The following is a 15,359-nucleotide window of genomic DNA, read 5'->3' as shown; positions in this document are numbered from 1 at the left end:
TTTATTAGAACAAAGGTGGGGGAAAACATGCAACAAGAACAACAAAAGAATATTTTAGACGTAGAAGAAGTACCAAAACCAAGTAAATGGTTAATGCTTAGTATTCAACACGTATTTGCTATGTTTGGTTCAACAGTACTTGTACCATTCTTAACGGGAATGAGTCCAGCTGTAGCACTTGTTTCAAGTGGTTTAGGAACACTAACGTACCTATTAATTACAAAAGGACAGATTCCAGCATATTTAGGATCATCATTTGCGTTTATCGCACCAATACTATCAGCGAAAGCTCTTGGTGGACCAGAATCAGTTATGCTTGGATGTTTCTTAGCAGGTATTATATACGGTATTATTGCACTTATTATAAACAAAGCCGGTATTAACTGGTTAATGAATATACTTCCGCCAGTTGTAATTGGGCCAGTAATTATGGTAATTGGATTAGGATTAGCTTCAACTGCAGTTGGTATGGCGATGTATAGTAATTACGGAGCGCCTACAGCTGATTTGAAATATAGTTTAACGCATTTTTCAGTAGCACTTGTTACATTGATAGTTACAATCATTTGTAATGTATATATGAAGGGATTCCTAAGATTGATTCCGATCTTGATAGGGATTATTGCAGGATACTTAGTGTCTTTAGCAGTAGGAATTGTGGATTTAAGTGGAATAAAAGCAGCAAGCTGGTTCTCTGTACCGGATTTCTATGTACCATTTGTAAACTATGATCCAGTATTTAATTGGGGAATTGCCGTTGCGATGATTCCAGTAGCGGTTGTAACATTATCAGAACATATCGGACATCAGATGGTGTTAAGTAACGTAGTTGGAAGAGATTTCATTAAAAAACCAGGTCTTCATCGTTCTATTGCGGGTGATGGAGCAGGAATTATCATTGGATCAATCATCGGTGGTCCACCACTAACATCTTATGGTGAGAATATTGGAGTTCTAGCGATTACAAGAGCATTCAGTGTATATGTAATTGGTGGAGCTGGTGTGATTGCAATCATGTTTGGATTCGTTGGTAAAATTTCAGCAGTAATTAGCTCAATCCCATCAGCAGTAATGGGCGGAATTTCAATCCTGTTATTCGGAATCATTGCTTCAAGTGGATTACGCATGTTAATAGATAATCGAGTTGATTTCTCGAAAAATAGAAACTTAATGATTGCTTCAGTTATTCTTGTAACAGGAATTGGCGGTGCTGTTTTAAATATCGGTAGTTTTTCACTATCTGGTATGGCATTAGCTGCAATCATTGGGGTAATATTAAATGCAATATTACCTGGTAAAGAAAAACCTAAAGATATGTTTGGAAATACAGATTCAGTAGCATAATCACCTTTTAAAGAAATCCAGAGAGATTTATAAGGGTGTTGCAGAAATGAGTATGCGCAGTGGATAGTTAACAAACCAAAATGTTGGATTGTTTATTCAATGCACAAATTTTTCTGACAAACGCCCTAAACGATATAAGTTTAGGGCGTTTTTTTATAAAACATGATCGTTAAATCGTAAAGGAGAGGAATCACTATGAACCATTTGCTAACTACTTGTGAATTATCTACTACAGAAATTTATAACATCTTAAAGGACGCTACGAGCTTTGCAAAAGGTGAAGTGTGGAGACCAAAAACTCAGACATTTGCAGCTAACTTATTCTTTGAGAACAGCACAAGAACAAAGAGCAGCTTCGAAGTGGCTGAAAGAAAATTAGGATTAGAAGTAATTCCTTTCGAAGTTTCAACATCTAGTGTACAAAAAGGGGAAACACTTTACGATACTGTAAAAACATTAGAATCAATCGGAGTGAATGCTGTTGTCATTCGCCATTCTGAAGATCAATACTTTGACCAATTAGTAGGTAAAGTGAATATTCCAATCATCAATGGTGGAGATGGTTGTGGTCATCATCCAACACAATGCTTGTTAGATTTATTGACAATCTATCAAGAATTTGGCAGATTTCAAGGCTTGAAAGTGGCAATTGTTGGTGATATTCGTCATAGTAGAGTAGCACGCTCTAATGCGGATACATTAACACGATTGGGTGCTGAAGTAGTATTCTCAGGTCCTAAAGAGTGGTTTGATGAAAGTATTACTGTAGGAGAATATGAAGACATCGATCAAGCCGTTCGTACAGCAGATGTTGTTATGCTACTAAGAATTCAACATGAACGTCATGATCAAGAAATGACATCTAGTAAAGAAGCGTACTTACAAGCATACGGATTAACGAAAGCTAGAGAACAACAAATGAAGTCAACAAGCATCATTATGCATCCAGCACCAGTTAATCGTAATGTTGAAATAGATGAAGATTTAATAGAATGTGAGCGTTCTAGAATTTTTAAACAAATGGAAAACGGTGTATATGTTCGAATGGCAGTATTAAAAAGATCATTAGAGGCAGCAAAATCTCAAGGGGGAATGGAAAATGGCAATCATCATCAAGAATGGTCAATTGTTTAATAAAGAAGGAAAACTTGAAGCGAAAGATCTTAAAGTTGAGAGCGGGAAAATCATAGAAATCGCTGATCAAATTAGTGATAATGGTGCAGAAATAATTGATGCAACTGGACTTGTCGTTTCACCTGGATTTGTAGATTTACATGTGCATTTACGTGAGCCTGGTGGGGAGCATAAAGAAACGATTGAAACAGGAACGAAAGCGGCTGCTCGCGGTGGCTTTACAACAATTGCAGCTATGCCTAATACGCGACCTGTACCTGATACAAAAGAGAATGTGGAAAATTTAATGAAACGTATTGAGGAAACAGGAAGTGTACGCGTACTTCCATACGGTTCAATCACAATTCGTGAAGCAGGTAAAGAGTTAACAAACTTTGCAGAATTAAAAAAAGCTGGAGCATTTGCATTCACAGATGATGGCGTAGGTGTACAATCAGCGGCTATGATGTTAGAAGCGATGAAGCAAGCTGCAAAAGTAGATGCTGCAATCGTTGCGCACTGTGAGGAAAATACATTAATTAATAAAGGCTGTGTGCATGAAGGTAAATTCTCGAAAGAGCATGGATTAAACGGAATTCCTTCTGTATGTGAGTCAGTACATATTGCACGAGATATTCTATTATCTGAAGCAGCGGATTGTCACTACCACGTTTGTCATATTAGTACAGAAGCTTCAGTAAGAGTTGTTCGTGATGCGAAGCGTGCAGGATTAAAAGTAACGGCAGAAGTTACGCCACATCACTTATTATTATGTGAAGAAGATATCCCTAGCGTAGATACAAATTATAAGATGAATCCACCTCTTCGTGGAAAGAAAGATCAAGAAGCATTAATTGCTGGTTTACTAGATGGAACAATCGATTTTATCGCAACTGATCATGCTCCTCATACAGCAGAAGAGAAAGCAGAAAAAATAGAGCTAGCACCATTCGGAATTGTTGGACTAGAAACAGCATTCCCGTTATTGTATACACATTTCGTAGAAAAAGGCATTATTACATTAGAACAACTGCTTGCATTCTTAACAAACAAGCCAAGTGAAGCATTTAAATTGCCTTACGGAGTTCTTGAAGAAGGAAGCTTAGCGGATATCGTATTGCTTGACCTACAAGAAGAAAAAGCGATTGATGTAGAGAAGTTCGCATCAAAAGGTAAAAACACACCATTTGGTGGATGGAATTGTAAAGGTTGGCCAGTATTAACGATGGTTGATGGAACAGTAGTATGGCAAAAGGAGAGCGTGAAAGCATGAAAAGACAACTTATTTTAGAAGATGGCACAGTATTTGTGGGCAAGGCTTTTGGAGCAGATGTTGATCGTATGGGTGAGGTTGTATTTAATACAGGTATGACAGGCTATCAAGAAGTATTATCTGATCCATCATACTGTGGTCAAATCGTAACACTAACGTATCCTTTAATTGGAAACTACGGTATTAACAGAGATGACTTTGAATCTATTACACCAGCAATCTCTGGTTTTGTAGTAAAAGAAGTTGCGGAAATGCCATCAAACTGGCGTAGTGAAATTACGTTAGATGAATACTTTAAACAAAATAATATCCCTGGTATTGCAGGAATCGATACAAGAAAACTTACACGCATCATTCGTCAACATGGTACATTAAAAGGTGCTATTACAAGTATGGAGAAGAAGCCGGAAGAAGTAATTGAATCGTTAAAGGCAGCTGTGCTTCCAACTGATCAAGTTAAAAAAGTATCAACGAAGAAAGCATATCCAAGCCCAGGTAGAGGTTCACGAGTAGTATTAGTAGACTTCGGTATGAAGCATGGTATCTTACGCGAGTTAAACAAAAGAGATTGTGATGTAGTTGTAGTTCCTTATAATGTAACAGCACAAGAAATTTTAAACTTAAGTCCAGATGGTATTATGCTTTCGAACGGTCCAGGAAATCCAAAGGATGTTCCACAAGCAATTGAAATGATAAAAGGTGTACAAGGAAAAGTGCCATTATTCGGAATTTGCTTAGGGCACCAATTATTCGCTCTTGCAAACAATGCGAATACAGAGCCATTGAAATTCGGACACCGTGGATCTAACCATCCTGTAAGAGATTTAGAAACTGGTAAGATTGCAATTACTTCGCAAAATCACGGTTATGCAGTTGAGGATGCATCATTAGAGAACACACCTTTAGAAGTGACTCATGTTGCATTAAATGATGGAACAATCGAAGGGCTAAAACATAAAGAATATCCAGCATTTACAGTTCAGTATCACCCAGAAGCTTCACCAGGGCCTGAAGATGCAAATGGATTATTTGATAAATTTATTAACATGATTGAAACAGCGAAAGCGGAGGGAGAAAAACAATGCCAAAACGTACAGATATAAAAAGCATACTAGTAATTGGTTCAGGTCCAATTATCATCGGTCAAGCAGCGGAATTTGATTACGCAGGAACACAAGCTTGTATCGCATTGAAAGAAGAGGGCTATCGCGTAATTCTTATTAACTCCAACCCAGCTACAATCATGACGGATACAGAAATTGCAGATGCGGTATATATCGAACCTTTAACACTTGAATTCGTAAGCAAAATCATTCGCAAAGAGCGTCCAGATGCGCTTCTTCCTACACTAGGTGGACAAACAGGTCTTAACCTTGCTGTAGAACTTTCTGAAGCAGGAGTACTAGAAGAGTGTGGCGTAGAAATTCTAGGAACAAAGCTTTCAGCAATCAACCAAGCGGAAGATCGTGATTTATTCCGAAGCTTAATGAATGAACTTGGTGAGCCAGTTCCGGATAGCGACATTATTCACACATTAGAAGAAGCATACACATTTGTAAACCGTATCGGTTATCCAATCATCGTTCGTCCAGCATTTACTTTAGGTGGAACTGGTGGCGGTATCTGTAATAATGAAGAAGAATTAATTGAAATCGTTACAAGCGGTTTGAAGCATAGTCCAGTTACACAATGTTTAATTGAGAAAAGTATCGCAGGCTTCAAAGAAATCGAATATGAAGTAATGCGTGACAGCAATGACAATGCAATCGTTGTTTGTAACATGGAAAATATTGACCCCGTTGGTGTACATACAGGTGATTCTATCGTAGTTGCACCTAGCCAAACGCTAAGTGACAGAGAATATCAAATGCTACGTAACTGTTCATTGAAAATCATTCGTGCATTAAAAATCGAAGGTGGATGTAACGTTCAGCTAGCTCTAGATCCAGATAGCTTCAACTACTATATCATCGAAGTAAATCCACGTGTAAGCCGTTCTTCGGCTCTAGCATCAAAAGCAACGGGATATCCAATTGCTAAATTAGCTGCGAAAATTGCAGTTGGTTTAACACTTGATGAAATGATGAACCCTGTTACAGGGAAAACATATGCAAGCTTCGAGCCTGCACTAGATTATGTAGTATCAAAAATTCCAAGATGGCCATTTGATAAGTTCGAAGCTGCTAATCGTAACTTAGGAACACAAATGAAAGCTACAGGGGAAGTAATGGCGATTGGTCGTACATTAGAAGAGTCATTATTAAAAGCAGTTCGTTCATTAGAATCAGGTATTTATCACCTTGGATTAAAAGACGATGAAGAGTTTGATGATGCTTTAATCGAAAAGCGCATTAGAAAAGCAGGAGATGAGCGCTTATTCTACATCGGCGAAGCTTTAAGACGAGGGGTGACAATCGAAACAATTCATGAGTGGAGCAAAATCGACTTATTCTTCCTAAAGAAATTGGAGAACATCATCACTCTAGAAAAAGAAGTACAAAGTGTACCGTTTAACCTAGAAGTAGCAAAGAAAGCTAAGGAATCAGGTTTTGCTGACATTACAATCGCTAAACTTTGGAACGTATCAGAGCTAGAAGTATACAACTGGAGAAAAGAAAACAACTTAATTCCTGTGTACAAAATGGTTGATACTTGTGCAGCTGAATTCGAATCTGAAACACCATACTTCTATGGCACATATGAAGAAGAGAATGAAAGTGTTGTTACAGATCGCAAAAGCGTTATCGTACTAGGATCAGGTCCAATTCGTATCGGTCAAGGTGTTGAATTCGACTATGCAACAGTACACTCTGTATGGGCAATTAACCAAGCAGGCTATGAAGCCATTATTATCAATAACAACCCTGAAACAGTTTCAACAGATTTCAGTATTTCAGATAAATTATACTTCGAACCATTAACAATTGAAGATGTAATGCACATCATCGACCTTGAGAAACCAGAAGGTGTTGTTGTACAGTTCGGTGGACAAACGGCTATTAATCTAGCTGATAAACTAGTAAAACGTGGCGTGAAAATTCTTGGTACATCATTAGAAGATTTAGATCGTGCAGAAAATCGTGATAAATTCGAACATGCGCTAACAGAATTAAACATTCCACAACCATTAGGTAGAACGGCGACATCGGTTGAACAAGCAGTAACAATTGCAACAGATATTGGTTATCCAGTACTTGTACGTCCTTCATACGTACTTGGTGGACGAGCAATGGAAATCGTTTATAAAGAAGAAGAACTTCTTCTTTACATGAAAAATGCGGTTAAGATTAACCCAGAACATCCAGTTTTAATTGACCGCTATGTAACAGGTAAAGAAATTGAAGTTGATGCGATTTCTGACGGTGTTAATGTAGTAATTCCAGGTATTATGGAACATATCGAACGCGCAGGAGTTCACTCAGGAGATAGTATTGCTGTATATCCACCGCAAAATATCTCTGAAGTAGTAAAAAACAAGATTATTGATTACACTCAAAAACTAGCAAGAGGCTTAAACATCATCGGATTACTAAATATCCAGTATGTTGTAGCAAACGACGATGTGTTTGTAATCGAAGTAAACCCTCGTTCAAGCCGTACAGTACCATTCTTAAGTAAAATTACAGGTGTGCCAATGGCAAACGTTGCAACTAAGGTAATCTTAGGTCAAAGCTTAGAAAGCCAAGGATACACAACGGGACTTGTACCTGAGAAACAAGGCGTATTTGTTAAAGTACCAGTATTCTCTTTCGCTAAACTACGCCGTGTAGACATTACATTAGGACCTGAAATGAAATCAACAGGTGAAGTAATGGGTAAAGATGCAACGTTAGAAAAAGCTCTTTACAAAGGTTTAGTAGCTTCTGGAATCAAAATGAAAGAGCATGGATCGGTGTTACTTACAATTGCTGATAAAGATAAAGAAGAAGCGTTATCACTTGCGAAGCGATTCCACAATATTGGATTCCAACTAATTGCTACAAGTGGAACAGCGTCTAAGTTACAAGAACAAGGCATTCCAGTAAAAGTAGTAAATAAAATTGGTTCAGAAGGTCCGGATTTACTGGATGTAATCCGCAACGGTGAAGCACAATTCGTTATCAATACATTAACGAAAGGTAAACAACCAGAGCGTGATGGTTTCAGAATTCGCCGTGAGTCAGTAGAAAATGGCATCGCATGCTTAACTTCTTTAGATACTGCAGATGCGATCTTGAAAGTAATTGAATCAATGACATTCTCAAGCGAAGCAATGAACACGATTAAATAATAGAAAGGTGCAATCTAGTCATGAAAAACGAAAAATTAACGGTCGTTAGTCAAAAAGAAATTGCACATTCCATTTTCGAGCTTACCCTAAAGGGTGAGCTCGTTTCTGAGATGAAACAGCCAGGGCAGTTTGTGCATATTAAAGTAGCAGATAGCTATGAACCACTTCTAAGAAGACCGATTTCCATTTGTTCCATCAACCAAGAGAAGCAAGAATTTACAATGATCTACCGAGCGGAAGGTAGAGGAACGACATTACTAGCAGAAAGAAATTCAGGGGAACAAGTAGATGTACTAGGCCCGCTAGGACATGGTTTTCCAGTTGAAGAAGCAAACGAAGGTGAAACAGCTCTTCTAGTAGGTGGAGGAATTGGAGTGCCGCCATTATATGAACTATCACAACGATTAGTAGAACGTGGCGTGAAAGTTGTTCATGTACTAGGTTTTCAATCGAAAGATGTAGCTTTCTATGAAGAAAAGTTTGCTAAGCTAGGTGATACATATATTGCAACAGTGGATGGCTCACTGGGCACACAAGGGTTTGTTACAGATGTAATTGAAAATGAAGGTATTGAATTTGATGTTTTATATTCATGTGGACCAACGCCAATGTTAAAAGCATTAGAAAACAACTACAGTGATAAGAAGGTTTATTTATCTCTTGAAGAAAGAATGGGTTGTGGCATTGGAGCATGCTTTGCATGTGTATGCAAAACAAACGATGACCGCCCAGGACATAACTATAAAAAAGTATGTAGTGACGGACCAGTATTCAAAGCGGGAGAGGTGATACTATGAGCAGATTAAACATTGAACTACCAGGTTTAAACTTGAAAAATCCAGTCATGCCTGCTTCTGGTTGCTTTGGATTCGGTAAAGAGTATAGTGAACTTTATGATTTGAATAAATTAGGTTCGATTATGATTAAAGCTACGACGCTGGAAACAAGATTCGGAAATCCGACGCCGCGTGTAGCAGAAACACATGCAGGAATGCTAAATGCAATCGGTTTACAAAATCCTGGACTAGAGCATGTAATGAATAATGAATTAAAATGGTTAGAGCAATTTGACCTACCAATCATTGCGAATGTAGCGGGTTCACAAGAAGATGATTACGTAGAGGTAGCGAAGCAAATTTCTACAGCTCCTAATGTAGCGGCACTAGAATTAAATATTTCTTGTCCAAACGTTAAAGAAGGTGGAATTGCATTCGGAACCGATCCAGAAACAGCAAAGCGTTTAACGAAGAAAGTTAAGGAAGTATCACAAGTTCCTGTTTATGTGAAACTATCTCCAAACGTAACAAACATCACAGAAATGGCTTTAGCAGTACAAGACGGTGGAGCGGATGGCTTAACGATGATTAATACTTTACTTGGTATGCGTTTAAACTTGAAAACAGCTCGCCCAGTTATCGCGAATAAAACAGGTGGTTTATCGGGTCCAGCTATTAAGCCGGTAGCGATTCGTATGATTCATGAAGTAAGCCAGCAAGTAAATATTCCTATCATTGGAATGGGTGGTATTTCAACAGCTGAAGATGTTATAGAATTTTTCTATGCAGGAGCGAGTGCAGTTGCAGTAGGTACAGCGAACTTCGTAGATCCGTTCGTATGTCCAACTATCATCGACGAGCTTCCAGCACTATTAGATGAATTAGGGTATGAACATATCTCTGAGTGCACAGGAAGGAGCTGGAAGTAATGAACAAATCTCTTATTATCGCTCTTGATTTCAGTACATTAGAAGAAGTGAAGCAGTTTTTAGACGGTTTTCCAAATGAAAAACTATTTGTTAAAGTAGGAATGGAATTATTCTATCAAGCAGGTCCTTCCATCATTCAAGAAATTAAAGCAAGAGGGCATAAAATTTTCTTAGACTTAAAGCTTCATGATATTCCAAATACAGTGAAGCAAGCGATGAAAGGCTTAGCGAAGCTTGATGTAGATTTAGTAAATGTACATGCATCGGGTGGAAAGCGCATGATGGAGGCAGCTTTAGAAGGTTTAATCGAAGGAACGCCTGAAGGAAAAGAGCGACCATTAATCATCGCTGTAACACAGCTGACAAGTACGACAGAAGAAGAAATGCAAGCACAACAACGAATCTCGATTTCTTTAGAAGAATCAGTTACATCATATGCAGCTTTAACGAAAGAAGCTGGTTTAGACGGTGTTGTATGTTCTACGCATGAGGTTGAAAGAATTCATGGCTTATTAGGAAATGAATTTCTAACAGTAACGCCAGGTATCCGCATGGCAAGTGATGATATACATGATCAAAAGCGTGTGGCAACACCAGAGAAAGCAAGATTACTAGGAACAAATGCAATTGTAGTGGGACGTTCAATTACAAAAGCAGCATCACCATTAGAAGCATATAAAGCAGTCAATAGTGCCTGGGAGGGAACAGAAGCATGAAAGTAAGCATTGCAGAAAAATTATTAGACATTAAAGCCGTATTTTTACAACCAAATGACCCATTTACATGGTCCTCAGGTATGAAATCTCCAATCTATTGTGATAACCGTTTAACGTTATCATATCCAGCAGTTCGTAAAGAAATTGCGAAAGGCTTAGCAAAATTAGTTCGTGAACATTATCCAACAGTTGACGTTATTGCTGGAACAGCAACTGCGGGGATTCCGCACGCAGCCTGGGTAAGTGCCGAAATGGAACTACCAATGTGTTATATTCGCTCTAAAGCGAAAGGTCACGGAAAAGGTAATCAAATCGAAGGTCACGCAGCGCCAGGTCAAAAAGTAGTTGTCGTAGAAGATTTAATTTCAACTGGAGGTAGTGTTATTACAGCAGTAAAAGCTTTACGTGAAGCTGGCTGTGAAGTACTAGGAGTTGTATCAATCTTTACTTATGAATTAGAAAAAGGTAAAGCGCAACTTGATGCAGAAGGCATTATCAATCATTCATTAAGCAACTACACTACTTTAGTAGAAGTGGCAAAAGAAAAAGGATACATTCAAAGCAGTGACGTTGAGAAATTAACAAAATGGCGTGAAAATCCAACTGAAACAGCTTGGATGGAAAACTAAACAAACAGAGGCATTGTTGGAGTTAATCCATCAATGCCTCTGTTTGTTTATGTATAGAAATTATTGTATCTTTATAGGGAAATAATAAAAGTGAAGGATGTTACAATCATGAAAACTAGTTTAATTACAAATAATCAAGATTTACAATTAGCTTTTAACATTCGAAAGGTCGTATTTGTAGAAGAGCAGAATGTACCATTAGAAGATGAATTTGATAAGTTTGATAATCTCAATGCTCATTGTAGTCATGTTCTAGTTTATTATCATGATAAAGCGGTTGGGACTGGTAGATTACGTGAAGTTGATGGCTATGGAAAGTTAGAACGAATTTGCATTTTACCAGAGTTTCGTAAATTTGGACTAGGTAAAGAGATTATTAAGAAGTTGGAAGAGCTTGCAAAAGCAAACCAGCTTTCAAAAGTGAAATTACATGGACAAACACAAGCAGAGGGCTTTTATCGTAAGTTGGGATATTCAACAAATGGTGAAGTATTTATGGAAGATGGAATTCCTCATGTATTAATGTTGAAAGAAATATAATCATAGAAAAAGCTGTTGTTTAATGGATGCATAATTTGAATAAAGTACTAAACAGGGCTGCCTTAATAGGGTAGCCCTATATTTAACAAATGGGATGTGTTGCTTCAAACTCATCTTTTAATATGGAATATAACTTGATATCTCTATGTTTGCCTTTAATAAATAATCCTTTTCGTATCGTTCCTTCCAGTGTCATTCCGTTCTTCTCCATCACTCTTTGAGAAGCTATATTATCTGATAAACATCGAGCTTCAATACGAATGGTGTTCATTTTTGTAAAGCCAAAGGATAGTACCGCTTGTGCAGCTTCTGTGATGAAACCTTTATTCCAATAAAGCTCCGATAATGCATAACCAATTTCCGCTGTTTTATGTCTTGGTTGCCATGCAACAAAATTAATGGTTCCTATTAATTTATTATTCTCTTTTAATTCAATGCCCCAAGGGGCTAATCGATGAAGTGTGTATTGCTGTAAGACAAAATGGATGTACCCTCTTGTGTCTGTTAAAGAACGATGAGGCTCCCATGATACATATTTGCTTACGGTAGGGTTAGATGTATATTCAAACATATCTTCAGCATCTTGTAGCGTGATTTTCCTTAGAAGGAGCCGATCAGTTTCAAGTATAGGTAGTTGCTCATAAACTGTTCCAATTTCCATACTGACCTCCTATCTTGCTTCATGTACTTATTATATATGCATACAATTTAAATAAGAAGAGTGTATATTTTAAAAGTTGAAATATATCCTATTATTCCATATTATTTAAAATGTTACAGATTTACTGATAAATGGTTTTTGGTGTTATAATGAATACAAACATTTCAGTAGTAAAGGTGTGTGAATTACGAATGTTGCTACGAATATTTTGGTCTCTAAATGCGTCTATTTCAGGTTTATTATTAGGTTTTTCGCTCTTTAATTTATTGTTTATCGGTTATAACAATCAAGTATGGGCAGGTATTTTAGTCTTTTCTTTAATTTACACGGCAGTTTGTGTTGTTACTTTTCGGAAGTATGCAAAGAAAGGATTGTTGTTTAAAGGGAATAATACGAAGGCGTAAATTTTTTTGAATAAAAAAACAAATATCTTAAATTTAAAAATGTCATTACATTACATAACATAGCTGTAGGATATACAGGTGAAATCATAATTGGTTTCACTTATTTTTTTGTGAAACTGAAATAAGGATTCGAGAATCAGTCACGAGTAAGTTTGTGTTTTTGATACAAAGGTAAAAGGAAAGGTAACATGATATGCCTATAATTAAACACGATATATATATCGACGCAGCCATCCATGTTTGTTTTGATCTTGCGAGAAATGTGGAAATACACGCAGAAACTACTACGAAAACAAAGGAAAGAGCTATAGACGGAGTTACAGTTGGATTAATGGAAAATGGTAATACAGTAACTTGGGAAGCCACTCATCTAGGAGTAAAACAAAAATTAACAGCAAAGATAATAGCGATGGAGAAGCCTTACATGTTTACAGATGTTATGGTTAAAGGTGTCTTCCGTTCTTTTACGCATATACATGAATTTATAGAAAGTGGAACAGGAACTATTATGATAGATACCTTTTCTTATAAATCTCCTTTTGGCATTCTTGGAAAAATAGCCGATACATTATTTTTAGAAAAATATATGAGACATTTTATTGTGAATCGTGCAAAAGAGTTAAAAAGAATAGCTGAAAAAAGGTAATGAAGTGATATGAATCAACATTCCATTTTTAAAAGAATGGATGTCTTCATAGAAAAAAAACGCCAAAAATCAACCATTTCAAGTAACCTTACCTAAATTATCGATTGGATGTAAACAGGTACGAAGCATCTTAAAAGCGTAAAAAGGCGCCCAAAAAGTGATTAAAAATCACTTTTTGGACAGCCGATTATTTCTTTAATTTCAGAACTTCATCCGCATCTGGAGTTACATAAATTGTATTTTGATTATCGTAAGTGACAAAACCAGGCTTAGAGCCTCTAGGTTTTTTAACATGACGAATTTGTGTGTAATCAACTGGAACACCACTAGAGCTTTTTGCTTTACTATAGTAGGCGGCAAGCATAGCAGCTTCAAGAATGGTTTGCTCTGTTGGAGCGCTATTGCGAATCACAACATGTGAGCCTGGGATATCTTTTGTATGAAACCAAAGATCGTCTCTACTACTTAGCTTATTCGTTAAATATTCATTTTGTTTATTATTCTTTCCGACAAGAATTGTATCGCCAGTAGAAGAAACATATTCATCCAGAACAGGTTTCGTGTCTTTTTTCTTTTTTGCACCTTTTTTAAAGCGTTGTTTAATATAACCACCTTCTTGCAGTTCCTCGCGCATTTCTTCAATATCTTTTGGTTCAGCTGAGTCAAGCTGTTGTAACAAGGCATCAAAGTAGTTTGCTTCTTCAGTTGCTAATTGAATTTGCACAGTTACAATTTCAATTGCATTTTTTGATTTTTGATACTTCGTGAAATAAAGCTGTGCGTTCTGAGAAGGGGACTTCTGTGGGTTTAATGGAATCTCAATCGTTTTACCCTCTTCGTCATAATAATTGATTACCTCTATTTCGCTCATGCCTTGTTTTAATTGATAAATGTTCGCTGTTAAAAGCTCACCATAAAGCTTAAATTGCTCACCTTTTTCACTTTCTTCTAATGTTTTTTCTAGCTTAATAATTTTCTTTTCGTTTTTTTCTTTTTCATTAACGATAAATCGTTCTAAATCTTGTGCCTGTTGCTTAATACGATCACGAGCAGCTTTGCCAAAATAGAATCGATCTAACATTTCACTAAGTGTATTGAAAGACTTAGTTTGTCCATTGATATGCTGCAATGAGATACAATAAAAAATCTCTTTATTGTTCGACTGCATAATACAAGGGCTATACGCTTCTTGTTGGAAAGTAGTCATGACCTTATTGAACGCTTGAACTACTTGATCTTGTGTTGGTAATTTGCTTTGAAATATTATTTCTTTTGCAAGTAATGGTGAGATACCTGCAAATGCTTGAACAATTTGTTTATCAAGTTTTCCTGCATTAAAGTCTAATGCTTTTAAAATGTCCTCTGTTGTAGCTGTTAATGGATTTTGTTTATGTTGTTCAGGCGGAAATTTATATTCTTGACCTGGTAGTATTGCTCTGTATGAATTTACAGCATATGAAACATGCTTAATGCTGTCTAATATCATATTCGTTTCTTTATTGACAAGAATAATGTTACTGTGACGCCCCATTATTTCAACAATTAATCTTTTATAACTAATGTCACCAATTTCATCTCGTCCTTTAATATCAAAAATGATAATACGATCTTGTTCTTTTTGATATATATTTTCTATGATTGCACCTTCAAGGTGTTTGCGTAGAAGCATACAGAACATTGGTGGATCCTGTGGGTTTTCATATGCTTCATTCGTTAATTGTGCTCGGCTGTAGCTTGGGTGAGCAGATAATAGTAATTTGTGATTTTTTCCATTAGCACGAATGATGATAATGATTTCGTTCTGATATGGTTGGTGGATTTTATTAATCCTCCCACCATTTATCGTTTGTGTGAATTCTTCACACATTGCTTTCGTAAAAAGTCCATCAAATGCCATATATGTATCTTCCTTTTCTATTGACTAATAGTGCTTGTTTTTAGTGTTCTATTTTATTCCTACTGTTTGTCGCTTTTTTAATTAGGAGTACAACACAGAAGCTAAAGCACGAATTAAAAAAGACCGGTGACGGTTTTTCTTTTTATTATAGCATTTTTTCT

General features: G+C 36.7%; 14 protein-coding genes. 12 read left to right on the top strand and 2 right to left on the bottom strand.

Annotated elements, in window-relative coordinates:
• Positions 1-27: 27 nt before the first annotated feature.
• The 10 genes from TX86_RS11860 to TX86_RS11815 all read left to right on the top strand — a co-directional run bounded on the left by TX86_RS11860 (position 28) and on the right by TX86_RS11815 (position 11,590).
• On the top strand, positions 28-1,344 hold the full coding sequence (locus tag TX86_RS11860) for a solute carrier family 23 protein (protein ID WP_042348999.1): 1,317 nt from the start codon (positions 28-30) through the stop codon (positions 1,342-1,344).
• Positions 1,345-1,539: 195 nt separating this feature from the next.
• Positions 1,540-2,478, top strand: coding sequence for an aspartate carbamoyltransferase catalytic subunit (locus TX86_RS11855; RefSeq protein ID WP_042348998.1), 939 nt, complete (start codon positions 1,540-1,542; stop codon positions 2,476-2,478).
• Positions 2,444-3,730, top strand: coding sequence for a dihydroorotase (gene pyrC, locus TX86_RS11850; protein WP_042348997.1), 1,287 nt, complete (start codon positions 2,444-2,446; stop codon positions 3,728-3,730). The genes TX86_RS11855 and pyrC overlap by 35 nt, the downstream gene beginning before the upstream one ends.
• Complete coding sequence (locus TX86_RS11845) at positions 3,727-4,833, top strand: carbamoyl phosphate synthase small subunit (RefSeq protein ID WP_042348996.1); 1,107 nt, start codon at positions 3,727-3,729, stop codon at positions 4,831-4,833. The genes pyrC and TX86_RS11845 overlap by 4 nt, the downstream gene beginning before the upstream one ends.
• The gene (gene carB / locus TX86_RS11840) at positions 4,812-8,000 is read left to right on the top strand and encodes a carbamoyl-phosphate synthase large subunit (protein ID WP_042348995.1); all 3,189 of its coding nucleotides are present in this window, start codon (positions 4,812-4,814) and stop codon (positions 7,998-8,000) included. Before TX86_RS11845 ends, carB begins: the two co-directional genes overlap by 22 nt.
• A gap of 20 nt (positions 8,001-8,020) precedes the next feature.
• Positions 8,021-8,797 carry a dihydroorotate dehydrogenase electron transfer subunit gene (locus TX86_RS11835; protein WP_042348994.1) on the top strand — a complete coding sequence of 259 codons (777 nt, stop codon included), beginning with the start codon at positions 8,021-8,023 and terminating at the stop codon, positions 8,795-8,797.
• Positions 8,794-9,705 carry a dihydroorotate dehydrogenase gene (locus TX86_RS11830; protein ID WP_042348993.1) on the top strand — a complete coding sequence of 304 codons (912 nt, stop codon included), beginning with the start codon at positions 8,794-8,796 and terminating at the stop codon, positions 9,703-9,705. The genes TX86_RS11835 and TX86_RS11830 overlap by 4 nt, the downstream gene beginning before the upstream one ends.
• Positions 9,705-10,421 (top strand): orotidine-5'-phosphate decarboxylase, encoded by a 717-nt coding sequence (gene pyrF / locus TX86_RS11825; protein ID WP_042348992.1) that lies wholly within the window; start codon positions 9,705-9,707, stop codon positions 10,419-10,421. Before TX86_RS11830 ends, pyrF begins: the two co-directional genes overlap by 1 nt.
• Positions 10,418-11,050, top strand: coding sequence for an orotate phosphoribosyltransferase (gene pyrE / locus TX86_RS11820; RefSeq protein ID WP_042348991.1), 633 nt, complete (start codon positions 10,418-10,420; stop codon positions 11,048-11,050). The genes pyrF and pyrE overlap by 4 nt, the downstream gene beginning before the upstream one ends.
• A 108-nt stretch (positions 11,051-11,158) precedes the next feature.
• On the top strand, positions 11,159-11,590 hold the full coding sequence (locus tag TX86_RS11815; RefSeq protein ID WP_042348990.1) for a GNAT family N-acetyltransferase: 432 nt from the start codon (positions 11,159-11,161) through the stop codon (positions 11,588-11,590).
• Between the two features lie 82 nt (positions 11,591-11,672).
• On the opposite strand, the gene TX86_RS11810 is transcribed toward TX86_RS11815, so the two are convergent.
• The gene (locus TX86_RS11810) at positions 11,673-12,251 is read right to left on the bottom strand and encodes a GNAT family N-acetyltransferase (protein ID WP_042348989.1); all 579 of its coding nucleotides are present in this window, start codon (positions 12,249-12,251) and stop codon (positions 11,673-11,675) included.
• Between the two features lie 149 nt (positions 12,252-12,400).
• Between TX86_RS11810 and TX86_RS11805 the strand changes: the two genes are divergently transcribed.
• Positions 12,401-12,655, top strand: a complete 255-nt coding sequence (locus tag TX86_RS11805) for a hypothetical protein (protein WP_154663103.1) — start codon at positions 12,401-12,403, stop codon at positions 12,653-12,655.
• Positions 12,656-12,848: 193 nt separating this feature from the next.
• Positions 12,849-13,301, top strand: a complete 453-nt coding sequence (locus tag TX86_RS11800; protein ID WP_042348987.1) for an SRPBCC family protein — start codon at positions 12,849-12,851, stop codon at positions 13,299-13,301.
• A 187-nt stretch (positions 13,302-13,488) separates the two neighbouring features.
• On the opposite strand, the gene TX86_RS11795 is transcribed toward TX86_RS11800, so the two are convergent.
• Positions 13,489-15,198, bottom strand: coding sequence for an Rqc2 family fibronectin-binding protein (locus TX86_RS11795; RefSeq protein ID WP_042348986.1), 1,710 nt, complete (start codon positions 15,196-15,198; stop codon positions 13,489-13,491).
• Positions 15,199-15,359 lie beyond the last annotated feature (161 nt).

The sequence above is a fragment of the Bacillus massiliigorillae genome, assembly GCF_000380245.2.
Lineage (GTDB): Bacteria > Bacillota > Bacilli > Bacillales > DSM-1321 > Bacillus_AD > Bacillus_AD massiliigorillae.
The sequence above is the reverse complement of the archived record's forward strand: the minus strand, read 5'-3'. Positions and strand labels throughout refer to the sequence as shown.

Bases quoted from the DNA above. Each gene is read 5' to 3' on its own strand.
- TX86_RS11860 (WP_042348999.1), top strand. From the start codon at position 28: ATGCAACAAGAACAACAAAAGAATATTTTAGACGTAGAAGAAGTACCA.
- TX86_RS11855 (WP_042348998.1), top strand. From the start codon at position 1,540: ATGAACCATTTGCTAACTACTTGTGAATTATCTACTACAGAAATTTAT.
- pyrC (WP_042348997.1), top strand. From the start codon at position 2,444: ATGGCAATCATCATCAAGAATGGTCAATTGTTTAATAAAGAAGGAAAA.
- TX86_RS11845 (WP_042348996.1), top strand. From the start codon at position 3,727: ATGAAAAGACAACTTATTTTAGAAGATGGCACAGTATTTGTGGGCAAG.
- carB (WP_042348995.1), top strand. From the start codon at position 4,812: ATGCCAAAACGTACAGATATAAAAAGCATACTAGTAATTGGTTCAGGT.
- TX86_RS11835 (WP_042348994.1), top strand. From the start codon at position 8,021: ATGAAAAACGAAAAATTAACGGTCGTTAGTCAAAAAGAAATTGCACAT.
- TX86_RS11830 (WP_042348993.1), top strand. From the start codon at position 8,794: ATGAGCAGATTAAACATTGAACTACCAGGTTTAAACTTGAAAAATCCA.
- pyrF (WP_042348992.1), top strand. From the start codon at position 9,705: ATGAACAAATCTCTTATTATCGCTCTTGATTTCAGTACATTAGAAGAA.
- pyrE (WP_042348991.1), top strand. From the start codon at position 10,418: ATGAAAGTAAGCATTGCAGAAAAATTATTAGACATTAAAGCCGTATTT.
- TX86_RS11815 (WP_042348990.1), top strand. From the start codon at position 11,159: ATGAAAACTAGTTTAATTACAAATAATCAAGATTTACAATTAGCTTTT.
- TX86_RS11810 (WP_042348989.1), bottom strand. From the start codon at position 12,251: ATGGAAATTGGAACAGTTTATGAGCAACTACCTATACTTGAAACTGAT.
- TX86_RS11805 (WP_154663103.1), top strand. From the start codon at position 12,401: ATGAATACAAACATTTCAGTAGTAAAGGTGTGTGAATTACGAATGTTG.
- TX86_RS11800 (WP_042348987.1), top strand. From the start codon at position 12,849: ATGCCTATAATTAAACACGATATATATATCGACGCAGCCATCCATGTT.
- TX86_RS11795 (WP_042348986.1), bottom strand. From the start codon at position 15,198: ATGGCATTTGATGGACTTTTTACGAAAGCAATGTGTGAAGAATTCACA.